This is a genomic window from Streptomyces sp. NBC_00820 (assembly GCF_036347055.1).
GTDB lineage: Bacteria > Actinomycetota > Actinomycetes > Streptomycetales > Streptomycetaceae > Streptomyces.
Window position 1 is genome coordinate 4094100 of the sequence record NZ_CP108882.1, and the last position, 15866, is coordinate 4109965.

The window sequence follows — 15866 nt, forward strand, 5'->3', positions numbered from 1 at the left end:
ACCGACCCGTGGCCCCATGCCCCGTACCGGCCATGACCCGGCGCCTGCCCCGCCCGACACCGGCGTGGGTGCCCCCGTGTCGAGTGCACCCACCTCGTCCCCGGCCGCCCGGCGCCCGGCCGGTCAGAGCGTCGTGACGTCCAGCTCGCCCTCCGCGTACTGCCTGCGCAGCACCTTCTTGTCGAACTTGCCCACGCTCGTCTTCGGGACCGACGCGATGACCGTCCAGCGCTCGGGGAGCTGCCAGCGGGCGATCCGGGCCTCCTCGGCGAGGAAGGTGCGCAGGGTCGCGAAGTCGGCGTTCGCGCCGGCCTTGAGGACGATGGTGGCCAGCGGGCGCTCGCCCCACTTGTCGTCGGGCACGGCGACCACGGCGGCCTCCGCGACGTCCGGGTGGGACATCAGCGCGTTCTCCAGCTCGACCGAGGAGATCCACTCGCCGCCGGACTTGATGACATCCTTGGCGCGGTCGGTGAGGGTGAGGAAGCCGTCGGGGGAGATGGTGCCGACGTCGCCGGTCTTGAGCCAGCCGTCGTCGCTGAACTTGTCGGCGGGGCGCAGGGGCGGGGCGCCGGGGCCGTTGTAGTAGGCGCCCGCGATCCACGGGCCGCGGACCTCCAGCTCACCCGCCGACTCGCCGTCCCAGGGCAGGCGTTCGCCGTCGGGGCCGGTGAGGCGGGCCTCGACGCCGGCCGGGAAGCGGCCCTGGGTGAGCCGGTAGGCGAACTCCTCATCGGTGCCGACCGCGTGGGCCGGCGGCCGGGAGACCGTGCCCAGCGGGGAGGTCTCCGTCATGCCCCAGGCGTGGCAGACGCGCATGCCCAGCGCGTCGAAGGCCTCCATGAGGGACGGCGGGCAGGCCGAGCCGCCGATGGTGACCTGGGAGAGGGTGGAGACGTCGCGGGGCCGCGCCTGCAGTTCGGCCAGCAGGCCCTGCCAGATGGTGGGGACGGCGGCGGCGTGCGTCGGCCGCTCGCTCTCGATCATCTCGGCGAGCGGGGCGGGCTGGAGGAAGCGGTCGGGCATCAGCATGTTGACGCCGGTCATGAAGGTCGCGTGCGGCAGGCCCCAGGCGTTGACGTGGAACTGCGGGACCACGACCAGCGAGGTGTCCTCGTCGGTCAGGCCCATCGACTGGGACATGTTGACCTGCATGGAGTGCAGGTAGATCGAACGGTGGCTGTACACCACGCCCTTGGGATCGCCGGTGGTGCCGGAGGTGTAACACATCGAGGCGGCACGGCGTTCGTCCAGCTCGGGCCAGTCGTAGGCCTCCGGCCGGCCGGCGATCAGGTCCTCGTACTCGTGCACCCGCGCGGTCGCGCCCGCCAGCGGGGCACGGTCGCCGGGCCCGGAGACCACGATGTGCTCCACGGTCGGCAGCTTGGGCAGCAGCGGCGCGAGCAGCGGGATCAGCGAGCCGTTGACGATGATCACGCGGTCGGCGGCGTGGTTGACGATCCACGTCAACTGCTCCGCCGGCAGGCGCAGGTTGAGGGTGTGCAGCACCGCGCCCATGGACGGGATCGCGAAGTACGCCTCGACGTGCTCGGCGTTGTTCCACATCAGGGTGGCGATCCGGTCGTCGTCCCGGACGCCGAACTCGTCCCGCAGCGCGTGTGCCAGCCGGGCCGCACGGGTGCCGATCTCGGCGAAGGTGCGCCGGTGCGGCTCGGCCTCCCCGGTCCAGGTGGTCACCCGCGACGTTCCGTGGACCGCCGACCCGTGGGTCAGGATCCTCGAGATCAACAGCGGTACGTCCTGCATGGTGCTCAGCACGGGGCCTCCTGGGCGACATCGCCTCGCGGCAGTAAGGGTTGCGCTGATTCTGCGCACATACCGCGCGGTATGTCACTAGCCGAGGCGCGATTCGCCCTCAGCGGACAAGGCCCAGCTCCGGATCCTCGCGCAGTTTGCCGAGCGCGCGCGACACCGCCGACTTCACGGTGCCCACCGAGACCCCGAGCACCTCCGCGGTCTGGGCCTCGCTGAGATCCTCGTAGTACCTGAGGACGACCATCGCCCGCTGCCGCGTGGGGAGCTTGGCGATCGCGCGCCACATGGCGTCGTGCAGCGCCTGCCGCTCGGCCTGGTCCTGTGTGCCGGGCACGGGCTCCGGCTCCGGCAGATCGTCGCAGACGAACTCGTCGACCCGGCGCTTGCGCCACTGCGAGGTCCGCGTGTTCAGCAGGGCCCGGCGCACATAGCCGTCGAGTGCCCGGTGGTCCTCGATGCGCTCCCACGCGACGTACGTCTTGGCCAGCGCGGTCTGCAGCAGGTCCTCGGCGTCGCTCGGGTTCGCGGTCAGCGAGCGGGCGGTACGCAGCAGGACGGGCTGGCGGGCCCGTACGTACGAGGAGAAGGAGGGGTACGGATGAGCCTGCCGCGCCGGTGCGGCGGCGGCCGAGGCGCTGGTGCAGACAGGTGTGGTCATGTCTTCCACGCTAGGAGCGGACCGTGTCCCGGGGATCGGCCCCAGGTGCCGAAGGAAGGTCCCCCTCAGGTTGTAGGGGTGGGGCCGCCCCCACCTCCTGAAGGTGGACGGCGGGTCCGCCTCCCCTGCGGGTCGACCCCGAGAGGGCGGACGGCCGGGGACATCGAGGGCGCACAGCTGGGACGCGGAGGGCGAACGGCCGGGGACGCGGAGAGCGGACGGCCGGGGACGCGGAGGGCCCACGGCCGGGGACATCGGGAGCGCATCGGGGGACAAGCGGCCGTACGGCACGGCGAAACGCCTGCGCGGCGGTACCGAAGTACCGCCGCGCGGACGTGTGACGACCCCGAAGCACACCCCACGAGATCCCTCAGCGGGAGGGACCTCGTCCGAGGGTCACCACCACAGGGGGCCGAAGTGGATGGCGACGTTCTCGTTGCCCTGCTGGATGGAGGTGAAGGCGGAGCCGTGGACCTGCGCGGTGTTGCTCTGGTTCGAGGCGCCCGCGCCGACGGCGTTCTGCTGGGTGGTGGACGAGTTCCCGTTGTTGTCGTGGCCCACCCCGCTGCCGATGACGCTCGCCACCCCCGCGTTCGATCCGTCGTCCGCGATGGCGCCGTTGTCCGCCGCCGCGACGCCCGAGAAGAGTGCGACGGCGAGCGGGAGAGCGGAGACGGCGGCGAGAACGCGGGCGGTACGGATGCTTGCCATGTTGTTCCTCCAGAACCAAGAACTCGGCGGCCACAGCGGCCGGAGTACGTGAAGTACTGCTGGTGTCAAGGCAGTTGGCCTACCGCCTCGACTTCGTGGACGACGTCGCGAATCCAGAGTTGCCCACCGGATCACCGCCGAACCACCCCGGAAGCCCTGATTCGCACGCAAGCGTGATGACAAGTCGATAAACCCCCTTCACCACCTTTACTGGCCCTACGCCACAAGATCGGACAGGCCGGACCTTCACTCCCCAGGCGCCACAAGCGCCGAACCGTTCCGTCATATTTCCGGCCAATCCACCCACCCCGGCGCGTCGCGGGCACGCCCCCTTCCCATTTTCGAACACGAGTACGAACATGGAGGCATGGCCACCACCGACCGGCAGGCCACGACACTGGCCCTCGCGCACGCCCTGTCAGCCGCCGAGCGCGGCCTGGCCGTCATCCCCCTGTCCCGGACGAAGCTCCCGGCCCTGCGCTCCCCGCACCGCGGCGAACACCGGCCCGCCCCCTGCCACGGCGAGTGCGGCCGCTTCGGGCACGGCGTGTACGACGCCTCCACCGACCCCGTCCGCATCCGCGCACTGTTCGCCGCGGCACCCTGGGCCACCGGCTACGGCATCGCCTGCGGCCTGCCCCCGCACCACCTCATCGGCATCGACCTCGACACCAAGTCCGGCACGGACGCCGCGGCCTCCTTGCGCGAACTGGCCCTGCGGCACCTGTTCACGATCCCCGAGACGGTCGTCGTACGCACCCCCAGTGGCGGCAGTCACCTGTGGCTCACCGGGCCGCCGTACGTCATCGTCCCCAACTCCGCCGGCCGCCTCGCCCCCGGCATCGACATCCGGGGTGCCGGCGGATACCTGGTCGGCCCCGGCTCGCGCACCGCGCACGGCGTCTACACCACCGCCCCCGGCACCGCCCACCTCGCTCCCGCCGCCTGCCCGCCGGCCCTGCTACGGCTGCTGGCACCCCCGCCGCGCCCCGCGCACCCCACACACTCCACGGACCCCGCGCACCCCGCTCCGGCGCCCACCGCCGAGCAGGGCGCCGGCCTGGTCCAGTTCGTCCTCGCCGCGCACGCGGGCCAGCGCAACACCCGTCTGTTCTGGGCGGCTTGCCGTGCCTACGAGAACGGCGCCGGTCCCGCCCTGGCCGACGCCCTGATCGAGGCGGCCCGCACCGCGGGTCTCGGCGAACGCGAGGCCCGCGCGACGGTCGCGTCGGCGGCGCGAATGACGGGCCACACCCCGTGAAGCCCGGAGGACCGGCGCTTTCCCGCCCTGGCTAGAATCCGCCTGCCTTTGTGGCGACAACGTCCCCGTCCCACCCCTGAGAGAGTTCATGAACAAGCGTAGAAACCGTCAGCTGCTCGAAACGGCCTCCCCGCTCCTGCTCGGCGGTGAGCAGGTCGAGCTCACCGGAATGGCGAACGTCGGGTCCGTCTCGGCCAAGCGCCAGGTCCTTACCACGGCGCTGGTCGCCGCCGTTTCCGCCGGCACGGTCATAGCCACGGTCCAGCCGCGCCCCATGTACTGGGTGCTGACGGACCAGCGACTGCTGTTCTTCGACGGCAAGACCGCCACGGGCAAGCCGGGCAAGCTGCTGGTGAACATCCCGCGCCAGATCATCACCGCGTCCCCGCTGAGCCGGGCCCTGCTCGGCCTCGGCCTCAAGACCATGCTGACCGTCGAGGGCCAGGAGAAGGCCCTGAAGGTGGTGTTCCCGCCCGCCGCCAAGGCCGCGGGCCGCGACTTCGCGACGCGCATCCCGTCCTCGCTCTGACGCCGGGCCACACACGGAAGGGGTGTCCTCCACCGGGGGGGGCACTCCTGTACGGAAGGGGTGTCCTCCACCGGGGGCACTCCTGTTCTGTACCGCTGCTCCACACCGTTCTACGCCGCTGTTTCCCTCCGCTCCGTGCCGCCGTTTCCGCCCGCATCGATCAGGTGTTCCGTTCGCGCGCCCGGAACGACACGTTCGAGGGACTCAATCGCCCGAACGCCGGACATCCCCTTGGTGATCACGCTCGTTATGCCTGGCGAGACAGGGGGGCGGGTACAGAAAAAGGATTCTTCTGCTCGGTATCCGCTCGCCCCACGGATGTTCTTCCGAACACGATCAGGGACATGGCCACCGACTGCCCGCGGGCGGCCGCGAGTGGCACGGGGCAGCCCGCCCCGTGCCGGACATCGTCCCGCTCCCGTGCTCCGAACGGAACATCCTTCACACGGGCGTGGAGGAATATCAGATGGACAGGTACTACGACGAGGCACACCTTTACAGCCCGCAATATCCCTTGAGTACGGAACACGACACGCTGAGCCAGTACGGCTCCATTCCGTTCCCGGCCCAGCAGTCATGGAGCGGCGCGGCACCGGCCGTCACGCTGAACGCCTGGGATCTGGACGAGGAACTGGCCCACATGCTCTCCGCGGCGCCCGATCCGGAACCCGCGCCCGCGCCCGCTGCCGCTCCTGTTCCCACGCCCGCTCCCGCCCCCGCTCCGCTGCACCGGCAGCCCAGCCGAAGCGAACGGCGACACATGCAGCGGCAGTCGCACCTTCTCCCCGGCGACCGGCGCATCACCCATGCCACGATCCTCATCGCCGTGATCGCGGTGTGCGCGGCCTCGCTGCTCGGCTGGTCCATCACCTACACCTACGGCCAGCTCCGCACGATCGCGGAATCAGTGCTGCCGGGAAATCTGGCACATTGGTGGCCGCTCACGGTGTACGGACCGTGGTTCGTGGCAGCCCTGTCGATTCTGCGGGCGACCATCCAGCACCAGCGCGCTCCCCGCTCCTGGGGCGTGATCCTGACGGCCTCGGCCATGGCGGTGGCCCTGTGCGTCAGCCACTCCTCCCGCTCGCTGCTGGCCTACGTGATGCTCGGAGTCCCGCCGATCACCGCCCTGGTGTGCTTCTGGGAACTCGTCGGCCAGGTCTCCTCCAAGTACCGGACCCGGCAAGGGGCCCACGCCCAGCACAGGTCCGGTACCTGAGGGACTCCCGGGCCGCCGGCCCTTGGCGTTGCGGGGCATCCGGGCGGGCGTGACACTTGAGGGGAACGAGACCCGCGGTGGCGTGCCGTTGGGTTTCCCGGTGACCGGGGAGCCCAACTCGGCGGCCACAGGCCTGTGGTGCGTCGCTCTCCGCCATCTGTTGTCGCGAGCCACGGACGGAGAGGCTCCATGCACTCCCTCAAGCGCACACTGGGAGCCCCCGCCCTGGCGGTGCTGGGCTTCCTCACCATGGCCACCGCTCCGGCGGATGCCGCGACGCCGGCACGGACCGCGCGGGCCGCGCCGCCCCCTGTCTCCTGCGGATGGCCCGCCGTCGTACGGCCCAGCAGGCTGAACTTCGCCTTTCCCGAGACGAACGCCACCTACTGGATGATGCCGTACCGCCTGGCCGCCGGAGAGCGGCTCACGGTCCAAGGGACCTACCCCGCCGCCCGGTTCACGTCGCTGACGTCGTACGACCTCAAGGGCGCCCCGGTCGACTCGCTCGCCGACCGCCAGATCTCCCCGGCCCCCGGCAGCCGGAATCCGTTCGCCGAGGCGCACGCCGGTACCGATGCGGCCCGGCACCGGTACAGCGTCACCGTGAAGCCGGGTGTGCCCGCCGGACCCGGTGGCAACACGATGGCCGCCACCACGGGCAGCGCGGCCTCCGGATCCGGCTTCCTGGTCCTGCGGATCTACGTGCCGGACAACGCCGCCGACCCCACCGGCGGAGTGCCCCTTCCCGCGCTGTCGGTACGGCACAAGGACGGCAGCACCAGCAGCGTCGGGACCTGCGCCGGCGCCGGATCGGCCAAGGGCTCCGCGGGCCCGCTGGCCGGCTTCCTCAGGCAGCGGGTGCAGGAGGACGCGGCCGCCGGAGGCTTCGAGGGGTGCGGCAGGTCCACCGCCAAGTCCCCCGGCTTCGCCCTGCCCGACAAGACCGCGGGGTACTTCCCCAACCCCTACAACAAGTACCTGTGCACCCCGGTCGGCCATGAGCCCGGCCGCATCGCCGTCATCCGGGGCAAGGCGCCCACGTTCCCGCACACCAGCGACGGACAGTCGGTGCTCACCAGAACGCAGGTCCGCTACTGGTCGCTCTGCCAGAACCAGTGGCGACTGCCCTACCCGGCGACGTCCTGCGCCGGCGACTTCCAGACCGCGCTGGACAAGGACGGCCGCTACACCATCGTGGTCTCCGACCCGAAGGACCGTCCCGCCAACGCCACCACCGAGAACAGGGTGACCTGGATCCCCTGGGGGCCCACCGACGTCACCGGCATCCTGCTCTTCCGCACCATGCTCCCGGCCAAGGACTTCGACGGGGCCGTCCAGAACGTGCGCGAGGGCCAGAACCCGGCCAAGGCCATGGGCGACTACTTCCCGGTCATCAGCTACTGCACCAAGGACCTGTTCGCCAAGGGCGGCACGGGCGCCTGCGCCGCCACCGCCGAGGTCGGGCACTCAGGCTGACGGGCAACCCGATCGGTTCTCCGGCGGACCGGCCGCCAGGCCTATTCGACAGCAGGGCTGCGACGCTCGATCAGCACGACGTCGCGCCACACGCCGTGGTGCCTGCCGATGCGCTCACGGGTCCCGATGACACGGAACCCGGCCTTGCGGTGCAGGGCGAGACTGCCGGCGTTCTCCGGGAAGACGCCGGACTGGATCGTCCAGACGCCCGCCGCCTCGGTCGAGTCGATCAGCGCCCGCAGCAGAGCCGAACCGACCCCGCGGCCACGGGCCCCGGGGCAGACGTACACCGAGTGCTCGACCACGCCGGCGTACGCGCACCGGTCGGACACCGGCACGGCCGCGACCCAGCCCAGCACCTTGCCCGCCTCGTCGACCGCGACGCATCGGTGCTGTGGCAGCCTGGCGGCGTCGAACTGTTCCCAGGTGGGCGCTCTGGTCTCGAATGTGGCGTCGCCCTCGTCGATGCCGAGTCGGTAGATCCTCAGGACCTCGTCGGCGTGCTCGGGGCCCATGGCCACGATGCGGACTCTCGGCGCGTCACTCACGCCCGGCTCGCCGGGGCGATCTCGTCGAGAAGGCCGCGAACGCGCTTCTCGATCTCGTCGCGGATGGGACGGACGGCGTCGACGCCCTGTCCGGCGGGGTCGAGGAGCTGCCAGTCGAGGTAGCGCTTGCCCGGGAAGACGGGGCAGGTGTCGCCGCAGCCCATCGTGATGACCACGTCGGACGCCTGGACGGCTTCGACCGTGAGCACCTTGGGCACCTCGGCCGAGATGTCGACACCCGCCTCCGACATCGCTTCGACCACAGCCGGATTGACCGTGTCGGCAGGCGCGGAACCGGCGGAACGCACCTGTACGCGGTCGCCCGCGAGGTGAGTGAGGAACGCGGAGGCCATCTGGGAGCGACCGGCGTTGTGGACGCAGACGAAGAGCACGGAAGGACGCTCAGCGACGGGAGTGGTCATGGCACGTGTCTTTCTGGACGGAAAACAGGTCAGGAGAGGTCGGGGGCGGCGAGTTCGGGTTCGTCGTGGAGAGGGACGGTGCCGGCCTGCACGGATGCCGGGCGTCCGAACACGGCGAGCACCAGCCCCAGCCCGATCGCGGTACCGACCAGCTGGGCCGCGACGAACGGACCGAGTGAGCCGGGAGCGATGCCGGCGAAGGTGTCGGTGAAGGCCCGGCCGATGGTGACCGCGGGGTTCGCGAACGAGGTGGAGGACGTGAACCAGTACGCCGCGCCGATGTAGGACGCCACGGCCACGGGGCCGAAGTGCGCCCGGCCGGTACGCGCGAGTCCGAAGATCAGCAGGACGAGCCCGGCGGTCGCGACCACCTCACCGAGCCACAGATGGCCGGCGAAGCGGTCATGGGTGGACCACCGCACGAGCGGCTTGCCGAACATCGCATCGGCCACGACGGCACCGGTGACGGCTCCCGCGACCTGAGCGGGGATGTACGCGGCGACGTCCCGCCCGGTCGGCCCGTCCTCGCCGCGACGGCCGGTGAACCAGGCCGCGAGCGTGACGACCGGATTGAAATGAGCGCCGCAGACAGGCCCCAGGAGCGCGATGAGGACGCCCAGGCCGAAGACCGTGGCCAGCGAGTTGGCCAGCAGTTGCACGCCGACGTCCCGGGTCAGTTCGGTGGCCTGGATTCCGGAGCCGACGACCACCGCGACCAGTGCGGCCGTCCCCACGGCTTCGGCAAGGGCCCGGCGTCCCAGCGGGGCGCTCACGCGGTGTCCCCGGCCGTCCGCGACGTCTTCAGGAAGACGGCGAGCCGGTCGAGGGTGGCGGGCAGGGCCCAGTAATAGACCCATGTGCCCCGGCGCTCGCAGTCGATCAGACCGGCCTGCCGCAGCAGCTTGAGGTGATGCGAGATCGTCGGCTGGGACAGGTCGAAGGCCGGCGTCAGGTCGCAGACGCAGACCTCACCGCCCGCACGCGAAGCGATCATCGAGAGCAGACGCAGGCGCACCGGGTCGCCCAGCGCCTTGAACAGCTTCGCCAGCTCGGCGGCCTGGTCCTCGCCCAGGGGCGCGGTCACCAGCCCCGGGCAGCACGCATCGGTCTCGTCGGCACCGGTCTCGTCGCTCCGTCCGAGCACCACAAGCTCTTGTTTCGACATGCGTCTATGTTGACACCCTTCGATGCAAGCCACAAGCTTGCATCGACAGACATCAATGCAAGTCGATGGGAGCGTCGCCATGTCCCGTGCTCAGCTCGCCCTGCGTGTCAGTGACCTCGAAGGGTCGATCGCCTTCTACTCGAAGCTCTTCGGCACCGAACCGGCCAAGCGGCGCGAGGGCTACGCCAACTTCGCCATCGCCGAGCCCCCGCTCAAGCTCGTCCTGATCGAGGGGGAGCCCGGACAGGAGACCCGCCTCGACCATCTCGGCGTCGAAGTCGAGTCCGCCGACCAGGTCGGCGCCGCCACCAGCCGCCTGAAGGACGCCGGTCTCGCCACCTTCGAGGAGAACGACACCTCCTGCTGCTACGCCCTCCAGGACAAGGTGTGGGTCCACGGCCCCGGCAAGGAGCCCTGGGAGGTCTACGTCGTCAAGGCCGACGCCGACACCCTCGGCAAGAGCGCCGGCCCCGACGACCCTGGCGACGCCTGCCGCACCACCCGGTCCACCGAGTCCGACGCGGCGGCCGCGGGCTGCGACTGCGGCTGACCTCCACGATGTGGTCCCGCATGCGGAAGGGGTGCCCCTCACCGAGGGGCACCCCTTCCGAACTGCGACTTCTATGACCTCTGCGGAGGCGGTGGGATTTGAACCCACGGTGACATCGCTGCCACGACGGTTTTCAAGACCGTTCCCTTCGGCCGCTCGGGCAACCCAGCTCCTGCCCATCTCACCTGGGGCGAAGCGGCTACAGCCCACTGGCTGCACGCCTTGCGCGGGAGCCGTGGTCCACACGAGGTCCACTGAACTCCGCCCCCGCCTCAGAGCCAGCGATCCGACGCCAGACCGATGTGGAGCGCCCCACCTGCCTGGAACCTTCTGATCCGGAGGATCGGGCGGCATGTTGGGCCGGTGCTCGGCTTTCTTCCGGGCTGATCGTTGACGGTCGCGATCAAGAGCCTCTGTGTGGCGTCGTTGCCGTCATTGGCGGAAGGCGCCTGCACGTCCCTACGGCGCCGGAGTCGGCCTCCTGCGCCGGGCGAAGCGACGCCCAGCTACCCAGAAATTGGTCAAGAACACAGCCGATCCCGCGATGAGCCAGCCTATCGAACCACCATTGCGATAGGTCTCGACACCCAGTGCCAGCAGCATTGCGCCGACCACCAGCCCTCCCAAGTCGAGGAGGATGTCTGCCCATCTCGCGATCTTCGGAAGGTTGACCACGGCCTGATCATGACAGGAGTACGCGCCCATCGACAAGGGCGGGTGAAAGCCATCTCGTCAAGCTGACGCGAAATGACCCGAACCTACGTCCGTCGCTGCATCGGTCTGAGACCCTGGAGGCCGATCGAGAGGGGCCGCAGGTATGGAGTGGAAGACTCACGGTGAGCGACAGATCTACACCAACAAGTGGGTGAATCTGTGTCTGGTTGACGTCCAACAGCCGGACGGTCGCAGGTGGGAGTACCACGTCGTCCGCCTCCGGCACCTGGCAGTGGCCGCCGTGGTCAACGACCGCCAGGAGGTCCTGATGATGTGGCGGCACCGCTTCATCACGGACTCGTGGGCCTGGGAGTTGCCTATGGGCCTCGTCGAAGAGGGCGAGACCCCGGAGGAGGCGGCGGCCCGGGAAGCCCTGGAGGAGACGGGCTGGCGCCCTGGGCCGATCAAGCCGCTGATCTACGCCGAGCCGGCCAACGGGATCACCGACTCGCAGCACCACGTCTTCCGTGCGGACGGCGCGACTTACACCGGGCCGCCCACGGAGAAGAACGAGTCCGACCGCATCGAGTGGTTCCCTCTCTCGGAGGTGCGGGGCATGATCGACCGCCGCGAGATCGTGAGCAGCGGATCGCTCGTAGGTCTGCTTTACCTGCTCATGGATGAAGCGATCCGCTGACCGGTGGCAAGAGTTCCCGTAGCCGCGCCTCGAAGGCCAGCGCTACAGGCTCTTGCCTGTGCGGCGCCAACTGGTCGTAAAACTCCCTGAGATGCCCTGTCACTCGTGCCGAATCCACCGCCGACGCGGGTTCCAGCGCTTGCGTGGCAGTGTGGCATGCCTGGTCGAGCTTGCCCTGGTCCAACTGCGTGCGCGCCAGCCAGAACGCGTGAAAGGCCCGTCCGCGCTGGTTCGTGCGGTTCTCCCGCCGCAAAGCGTCCGCGATCATGGGTTCAGCGGTCGCCGCTTCACCCAGTCGGCCATGCGCGATTCCCGTGTCCACGATGAGCTTCGGCTCATCGAAGTAGGTCACCCACGACGGATCCGGATCGCTCACCCGGACCTGCTCGAAGTGGCGGTACGCCTCCCCGATCGCTCGGTGAGTGGAGTCTCGGTTGCCGAGGGTGGCATGGGCGAAGGCTTCCCGCATGGACAGCATGGACAGGACGCGCGGGGTGGTGCCGAGGGATGATCGTGCCTGATCCTGGGCAGCGGTCACGAGCGCGAGGGAATCCGCGGGCTTGTCCTGGTAGGTCGCCTGCAAGCTCATGCAAGCCAGGACGTTGGCCATGAACTGGCGGTCGTCGACTTCCTTGGCCAGTTGGAGCGCTTTGGTGAAGTAGGCGCGGGCCTGGTTGTACTGGCGGGCGTCGAAGTAGGTCCAGCCGGTGAGGCGTGCCAGCTCGGCTGCGATGCCGTACAGGCCGTTCCGGATGGATGGTGGCCGGTTCTCCTTCAGAAGGCCGCCGACATACCGGAGCTGGCCGACGATGGCTGGCCTCAGAGCTTCGCCGCCGTGCTGGTCGTCCCGTCGCCAGTAGTCCTCGATGGAGGAGCGGAAGGCTTCGAGCGTTGCTGCACTGAGGTTCGTGCGGGTAGCCAGCGCGAGGATGCTGTCCACGTCGGGGCCCGGCAGAGAATCAGGAGTCTGCTGCTCGGCCTCTGACATTTGCGGTGCTTCGCGCTCGGCGGCCACGAGTGCCTGGGGTGTCTCCCACGACCTCCGGGCAAGCCCGAGCATGTGTCCTGGGATGCGTAAGCCGTCCGCGATGCGCTCGATGACGTCCATGTGCTGCAACTGCCGGCGTCCCGCGACCACTTCGCCGACTCGGCTGGGGGTCAGGTCGCAACGCCTGGCGATCATCGACGGGTAGATGCCCGCCCTGTTCTTCACCAACCTGAAGACGCCGGCAAAGTCCCGCACCCGGCACGCATTGATCATGTCGGGGTCCGTGAGCAGCCTGGCAGGTAGTTCCTGCGGCCGGTCGGCGTCGGGCATTGGGCAGGCTCCCCACTGCGAGGGCTACGCAACGTCGCTTCTTCTCTACTTGCAGCGATGCTACCCAAGTTGGGTAATCAGCCGGACCTTTTGGCAGCCACCACCGAATCGCGATGCTCCTTTACATGGCGAGCAACCAGCAGACCAGACCAGGCATCGGTGAACTGGCGAAAGACAGCGCCAAGGGCCGTATCGGCGTCGTCATGGGTGAGGTCGGCGGCCGCGTACAGATAAGGCCGGTCGGCGGCGGCACCGAGTGGGATGCCATGCCGGACAACGTGGTGGCGCCGAGTGCGCGCGAGGAACTGAGCGCACGCCTGGCCATCAAGAACGGCAACAGTCGGGCCGGTCTGTGATGCGCGCCATCGGCCGCTATGCCGGAGTCCTGTTCATCGTCGTGATCAGCGGGTCGTGCGGCCTGGTGATCGGCATGGCTCTCGGTATTCGCCAGTAGACCGGCCGGCTCCGAGCAGGCGCCAATTCCTTGGCTCCCCCTTCCCGCTCGGGGCCGGCCACCCAAGCCCCGCGTCCTGGTCGTTCGTGAGCAATGGGTCGGCGACCGACGCGGGCAGTACGTGCCATGCACCGCCACACACGAGGAGTTTTCGCATGACGGCAACAGCGAACGATCAGAGAACGGGGCGCGCGGTGGCTGGTGAGGAGCTGCTCGACAGCCTCACCCACTTCGTGGTCGTCCACAACGGCCAGTCAACCGAGCGTGCCGAGCGGATCGCGTACCAGGCGGTGGCCTTCGTGGTCACCGCGGCCACCGCCACCGTCCCCATGGTCCCGTCGGACGACGTGGACCTCGGGCTGCACGCGCTCATCCTGCACACGAAGGAGTACGCCGAGCTGTGCGACCGGTACGCCGGCCGCTTCCTGCACCACAACCCGAAGCCCGGCGGCGGGGCCCGTGACCCGGAGCAGGTCGCCGCCTCGGCACACGCCATGAAGACCGCCGGGTTCATGGTCTTCGACGACCTGTGGACCGTGGACGGCACGAACCTCGCGCAGTGCGACTCGGACTGCGGCCGTCCATACGGTCAGGCGTAGCACTCGACAGCGACGAGTGTGGCCGGCCTCGACTCGCGGTCGGCCGCACTCGTCCGGAAGGAGAACAGACGTTGTCCGGGTCACCCCCCGAGCTGCCCCTCGTGGTGCTCGATGCGCTGATGCCGAAGACACAGCGCCTGGTTGCGAACCGTCGGGGCTCGATGGTCTGGGAGGTCGAAGGCAATCGGGGCCGCTACGCCGTGAAGGTCGGCTACCCGATCGAAGCCACGGCCGACTGGCCTGCCCAACCCTGGACCGCGCTCGCGCCCGCACGCGAAGGGACCATCCTGCACCGCCTCGGCTTCGATGACTTCGCGTACGGAGAGTGGGAGCGCGGAACCTGGAACTTCCAGCCGTGGCGCGAAGGGCCGGACCTGTACCAACTATGGGAGCCCTGCCGTAGACGAGACTCCCCGATCGAACCGCACACCAGCGGCGCGTTGGGCTGTGTCGAGGCGCTGGCTGAACTCCACGCCAAGGGCTGGGCGCACGGCGACGTACAGCCCGCCCACTTCATCATCGGGCCGGAGCGGACACATCTCATCGACCTCGCCCTTGCCCAGGGTGGGCACGTGCCCCAGGGGTACGACTTCCCGTTCCGCGGCTGCCTCGTCCACTACGAGGCTCCGGAGATCGCCCGCAGCGTGCTCGCGACCGGAAAGGCCGAGCCGACGCAGGAGGCCGACATCTACGGGCTCGGCGCCTCCCTCCTCATCTCCGCCACCGGTTGGCGAGCAGTTGAGTACCCGGACGATGCTCCGCGCCCCGTCCAGAGAGAGGCCGTGGCGAACGGCAAGCGTCGTCCCGTGAAGGCACCCGGCGAGTTGGGTGAGTTGATCGACGCGATGCTCAGTCACTCTCCGGAAGACCGGCCGTCCATCTACGAGGTGGGCAAGGCCCTGAGCTGACTCCCCGTAGCAAAAGACCGGACCACCCCTGAGCCTGGACAGCATCCCGGGTGGTCCGGTCGAGGAGTCCCTCATCAGGACCCCGGTGCCGATGATGCCGGCGTCGTTGGCGTGCTCGGATGCGGGCGCTGCCGCAAACCTCGGCTTCGCATGAGCGATCGACGAGCACGACGAATGGGGGAATTCGTTTCGTAGGGCGTCCCGCATGGGGCGCCTTACCTGTTTTGGGAAGCGATGCAGATCCGAAGCCTCTTGCCTGCATCCTGCCTTCATGGATCAAGGACTTGTGGCACTCGTGTCTGCGGGCGTTGGCCTCCTGGGAGCGATCGGTGGCGCCGCCATCGGGGGAGTAGCAGCCGCGAGAGGAGCACGCCTCGGAGCGGAGACGGCAGCGAATGCAACAGCCAGGCAAGTAACGGAGCAGGCAGCCGTTGATCACGAGCATTGGCTTCGGGGACAGCGACTGGAAGCGTGCCGCGCATTACTCGCAGCGTACGACGAGTACGCGATAGCCGCATCGAACATCACCCGAGTGATCGAGAGGGAGATACAGGGCTCTGGCGATCTAGGCCGGACGTTCGGGCAGACGGTCTCTGAATTCAGAAACGCATACTTCGAGGTCCGGCTTGTAGCCTCCCCAGACGTGCGTGAGCATGCCCTACGGCTAAGGAGGCACGTAGAAAATCACAAGGACTGCGTGGATGGGTGGTTGGACGCGACCCTCAACATGCACGGTCCGACGATGGCGGCTGCGCAAGCAGAAGAAGAGCAACTCCGCATGCAACTGGGCCGTCGTCACGACGCGTTCTTGGAGGCAGCTACCCGCTCAGTAGGCGACTGAGCTGCAGGAGTACGCCTGCTCGACAGGCACATGGGCCGCTCTGCGCCTGGTCCACACACAGTGATCCACGCAGCGCGGCA

General features: G+C 69.2%; 18 protein-coding genes and 1 tRNA gene. 9 read left to right on the forward strand and 10 right to left on the reverse strand.

Features of this window, described 5'->3' with window-relative positions; translation table 11 throughout:
- Positions 1-123 precede the first annotated feature (123 nt).
- From OIB37_RS18550 to OIB37_RS18560, 3 genes are all read right to left on the reverse strand, one after another.
- Complete coding sequence (locus tag OIB37_RS18550; RefSeq protein ID WP_330458715.1) at positions 124-1779, reverse strand: long-chain fatty acid--CoA ligase; 1656 nt, start codon at positions 1777-1779, stop codon at positions 124-126.
- Positions 1780-1876: 97 nt separating this feature from the next.
- The gene (locus tag OIB37_RS18555) at positions 1877-2434 is read right to left on the reverse strand and encodes a SigE family RNA polymerase sigma factor (RefSeq protein ID WP_330458716.1); all 558 of its coding nucleotides are present in this window, start codon (positions 2432-2434) and stop codon (positions 1877-1879) included.
- Positions 2435-2830: 396 nt separating this feature from the next.
- Entirely contained in the window at positions 2831-3145 is a 315-nt protein-coding gene (locus OIB37_RS18560) for a hypothetical protein (protein ID WP_330458717.1), read from the reverse strand.
- 367 nt (positions 3146-3512) lie between these two features.
- Between OIB37_RS18560 and OIB37_RS18565 the strand changes: the two genes are divergently transcribed.
- The 4 genes from OIB37_RS18565 to OIB37_RS18580 all read left to right on the forward strand — a co-directional run bounded on the left by OIB37_RS18565 (position 3513) and on the right by OIB37_RS18580 (position 7630).
- A complete protein-coding gene (locus OIB37_RS18565; protein WP_330458718.1) occupies positions 3513-4406 on the forward strand; it encodes a bifunctional DNA primase/polymerase in 894 nt (297 codons plus the stop codon).
- Between the two features lie 88 nt (positions 4407-4494).
- Positions 4495-4935 carry a hypothetical protein gene (locus OIB37_RS18570; RefSeq protein WP_330458719.1) on the forward strand — a complete coding sequence of 147 codons (441 nt, stop codon included), beginning with the start codon at positions 4495-4497 and terminating at the stop codon, positions 4933-4935.
- Positions 4936-5401: 466 nt separating this feature from the next.
- Complete coding sequence (locus OIB37_RS18575; protein WP_330458720.1) at positions 5402-6154, forward strand: DUF2637 domain-containing protein; 753 nt, start codon at positions 5402-5404, stop codon at positions 6152-6154.
- A gap of 189 nt (positions 6155-6343) precedes the next feature.
- Complete coding sequence (locus OIB37_RS18580) at positions 6344-7630, forward strand: hypothetical protein (RefSeq protein WP_330458721.1); 1287 nt, start codon at positions 6344-6346, stop codon at positions 7628-7630.
- Positions 7631-7671: 41 nt separating this feature from the next.
- On the opposite strand, the gene OIB37_RS18585 is transcribed toward OIB37_RS18580, so the two are convergent.
- The 4 genes from OIB37_RS18585 to OIB37_RS18600 are packed head-to-tail and all read right to left on the reverse strand — an operon-like array spanning position 7672 to position 9765.
- Positions 7672-8145: a GNAT family N-acetyltransferase gene (locus OIB37_RS18585; RefSeq protein WP_330461888.1), complete on the reverse strand. Its 474-nt coding sequence runs from the start codon at positions 8143-8145 to the stop codon at positions 7672-7674.
- Between the two features lie 29 nt (positions 8146-8174).
- On the reverse strand, positions 8175-8600 hold the full coding sequence (locus tag OIB37_RS18590; protein WP_330458722.1) for an arsenate reductase ArsC: 426 nt from the start codon (positions 8598-8600) through the stop codon (positions 8175-8177).
- 29 nt (positions 8601-8629) lie between these two features.
- Positions 8630-9457, reverse strand: a complete 828-nt coding sequence (locus tag OIB37_RS18595; protein WP_443058171.1) for an aquaporin — start codon at positions 9455-9457, stop codon at positions 8630-8632.
- Entirely contained in the window at positions 9370-9765 is a 396-nt protein-coding gene (locus tag OIB37_RS18600; RefSeq protein WP_330458724.1) for an ArsR/SmtB family transcription factor, read from the reverse strand. Before OIB37_RS18600 ends, OIB37_RS18595 begins: the two co-directional genes overlap by 88 nt.
- Before the next feature lie 79 nt (positions 9766-9844).
- On the opposite strand from OIB37_RS18600, the gene OIB37_RS18605 reads away from it, so the two are divergent.
- Positions 9845-10315 (forward strand): ArsI/CadI family heavy metal resistance metalloenzyme, encoded by a 471-nt coding sequence (locus OIB37_RS18605; protein WP_330458725.1) that lies wholly within the window; start codon positions 9845-9847, stop codon positions 10313-10315.
- An 83-nt stretch (positions 10316-10398) separates the two neighbouring features.
- Here the strand turns inward: OIB37_RS18605 and OIB37_RS18610 are convergent.
- Positions 10399-10488, reverse strand: a tRNA-Ser gene (locus OIB37_RS18610).
- A 286-nt stretch (positions 10489-10774) separates the two neighbouring features.
- Positions 10775-10990 (reverse strand): hypothetical protein, encoded by a 216-nt coding sequence (locus OIB37_RS18615; protein WP_330458726.1) that lies wholly within the window; start codon positions 10988-10990, stop codon positions 10775-10777.
- Between the two features lie 142 nt (positions 10991-11132).
- On the opposite strand from OIB37_RS18615, the gene OIB37_RS18620 reads away from it, so the two are divergent.
- Positions 11133-11666: an NUDIX domain-containing protein gene (locus tag OIB37_RS18620; RefSeq protein ID WP_330458727.1), complete on the forward strand. Its 534-nt coding sequence runs from the start codon at positions 11133-11135 to the stop codon at positions 11664-11666.
- Here OIB37_RS18620 and OIB37_RS18625 read toward each other — a convergent pair.
- Entirely contained in the window at positions 11644-12984 is a 1341-nt protein-coding gene (locus OIB37_RS18625) for a helix-turn-helix domain-containing protein (protein ID WP_330458728.1), read from the reverse strand. The genes OIB37_RS18620 and OIB37_RS18625 overlap by 23 nt on opposite strands.
- Positions 12985-13109: 125 nt before the next feature.
- On the opposite strand from OIB37_RS18625, the gene OIB37_RS18630 reads away from it, so the two are divergent.
- From OIB37_RS18630 to OIB37_RS18640, 3 genes are all read left to right on the forward strand, one after another.
- Complete coding sequence (locus OIB37_RS18630; RefSeq protein WP_330458729.1) at positions 13110-13340, forward strand: hypothetical protein; 231 nt, start codon at positions 13110-13112, stop codon at positions 13338-13340.
- Between the two features lie 253 nt (positions 13341-13593).
- A complete protein-coding gene (locus OIB37_RS18635; protein ID WP_330458730.1) occupies positions 13594-14037 on the forward strand; it encodes a glycine-rich domain-containing protein in 444 nt (147 codons plus the stop codon).
- Between the two features lie 71 nt (positions 14038-14108).
- A complete protein-coding gene (locus OIB37_RS18640) occupies positions 14109-14945 on the forward strand; it encodes a protein kinase (RefSeq protein ID WP_330458731.1) in 837 nt (278 codons plus the stop codon).
- Positions 14946-15866 lie beyond the last annotated feature (921 nt).

What these genes read in the sequence shown, in the direction of transcription:
- OIB37_RS18555 (WP_330458716.1), bottom strand. Translation starts at nt 2,434, where the DNA reads ATGACCACACCTGTCTGCACCAGCGCCTCGGCCGCCGCCGCACCGGCG.
- OIB37_RS18560 (WP_330458717.1), bottom strand. Translation starts at nt 3,145, where the DNA reads ATGGCAAGCATCCGTACCGCCCGCGTTCTCGCCGCCGTCTCCGCTCTC.
- OIB37_RS18565 (WP_330458718.1), top strand. Translation starts at nt 3,513, where the DNA reads ATGGCCACCACCGACCGGCAGGCCACGACACTGGCCCTCGCGCACGCC.
- OIB37_RS18570 (WP_330458719.1), top strand. Translation starts at nt 4,495, where the DNA reads ATGAACAAGCGTAGAAACCGTCAGCTGCTCGAAACGGCCTCCCCGCTC.
- OIB37_RS18575 (WP_330458720.1), top strand. Translation starts at nt 5,402, where the DNA reads ATGGACAGGTACTACGACGAGGCACACCTTTACAGCCCGCAATATCCC.
- OIB37_RS18580 (WP_330458721.1), top strand. Translation starts at nt 6,344, where the DNA reads ATGCACTCCCTCAAGCGCACACTGGGAGCCCCCGCCCTGGCGGTGCTG.
- OIB37_RS18585 (WP_330461888.1), bottom strand. Translation starts at nt 8,145, where the DNA reads ATGGGCCCCGAGCACGCCGACGAGGTCCTGAGGATCTACCGACTCGGC.
- OIB37_RS18590 (WP_330458722.1), bottom strand. Translation starts at nt 8,600, where the DNA reads ATGACCACTCCCGTCGCTGAGCGTCCTTCCGTGCTCTTCGTCTGCGTC.
- OIB37_RS18595 (WP_443058171.1), bottom strand. Translation starts at nt 9,457, where the DNA reads ATGGGTCTATTACTGGGCCCTGCCCGCCACCCTCGACCGGCTCGCCGT.
- OIB37_RS18600 (WP_330458724.1), bottom strand. Translation starts at nt 9,765, where the DNA reads ATGTCGAAACAAGAGCTTGTGGTGCTCGGACGGAGCGACGAGACCGGT.
- OIB37_RS18605 (WP_330458725.1), top strand. Translation starts at nt 9,845, where the DNA reads ATGTCCCGTGCTCAGCTCGCCCTGCGTGTCAGTGACCTCGAAGGGTCG.
- OIB37_RS18620 (WP_330458727.1), top strand. Translation starts at nt 11,133, where the DNA reads ATGGAGTGGAAGACTCACGGTGAGCGACAGATCTACACCAACAAGTGG.
- OIB37_RS18625 (WP_330458728.1), bottom strand. Translation starts at nt 12,984, where the DNA reads ATGCCCGACGCCGACCGGCCGCAGGAACTACCTGCCAGGCTGCTCACG.
- OIB37_RS18630 (WP_330458729.1), top strand. Translation starts at nt 13,110, where the DNA reads ATGGCGAGCAACCAGCAGACCAGACCAGGCATCGGTGAACTGGCGAAA.
- OIB37_RS18635 (WP_330458730.1), top strand. Translation starts at nt 13,594, where the DNA reads ATGACGGCAACAGCGAACGATCAGAGAACGGGGCGCGCGGTGGCTGGT.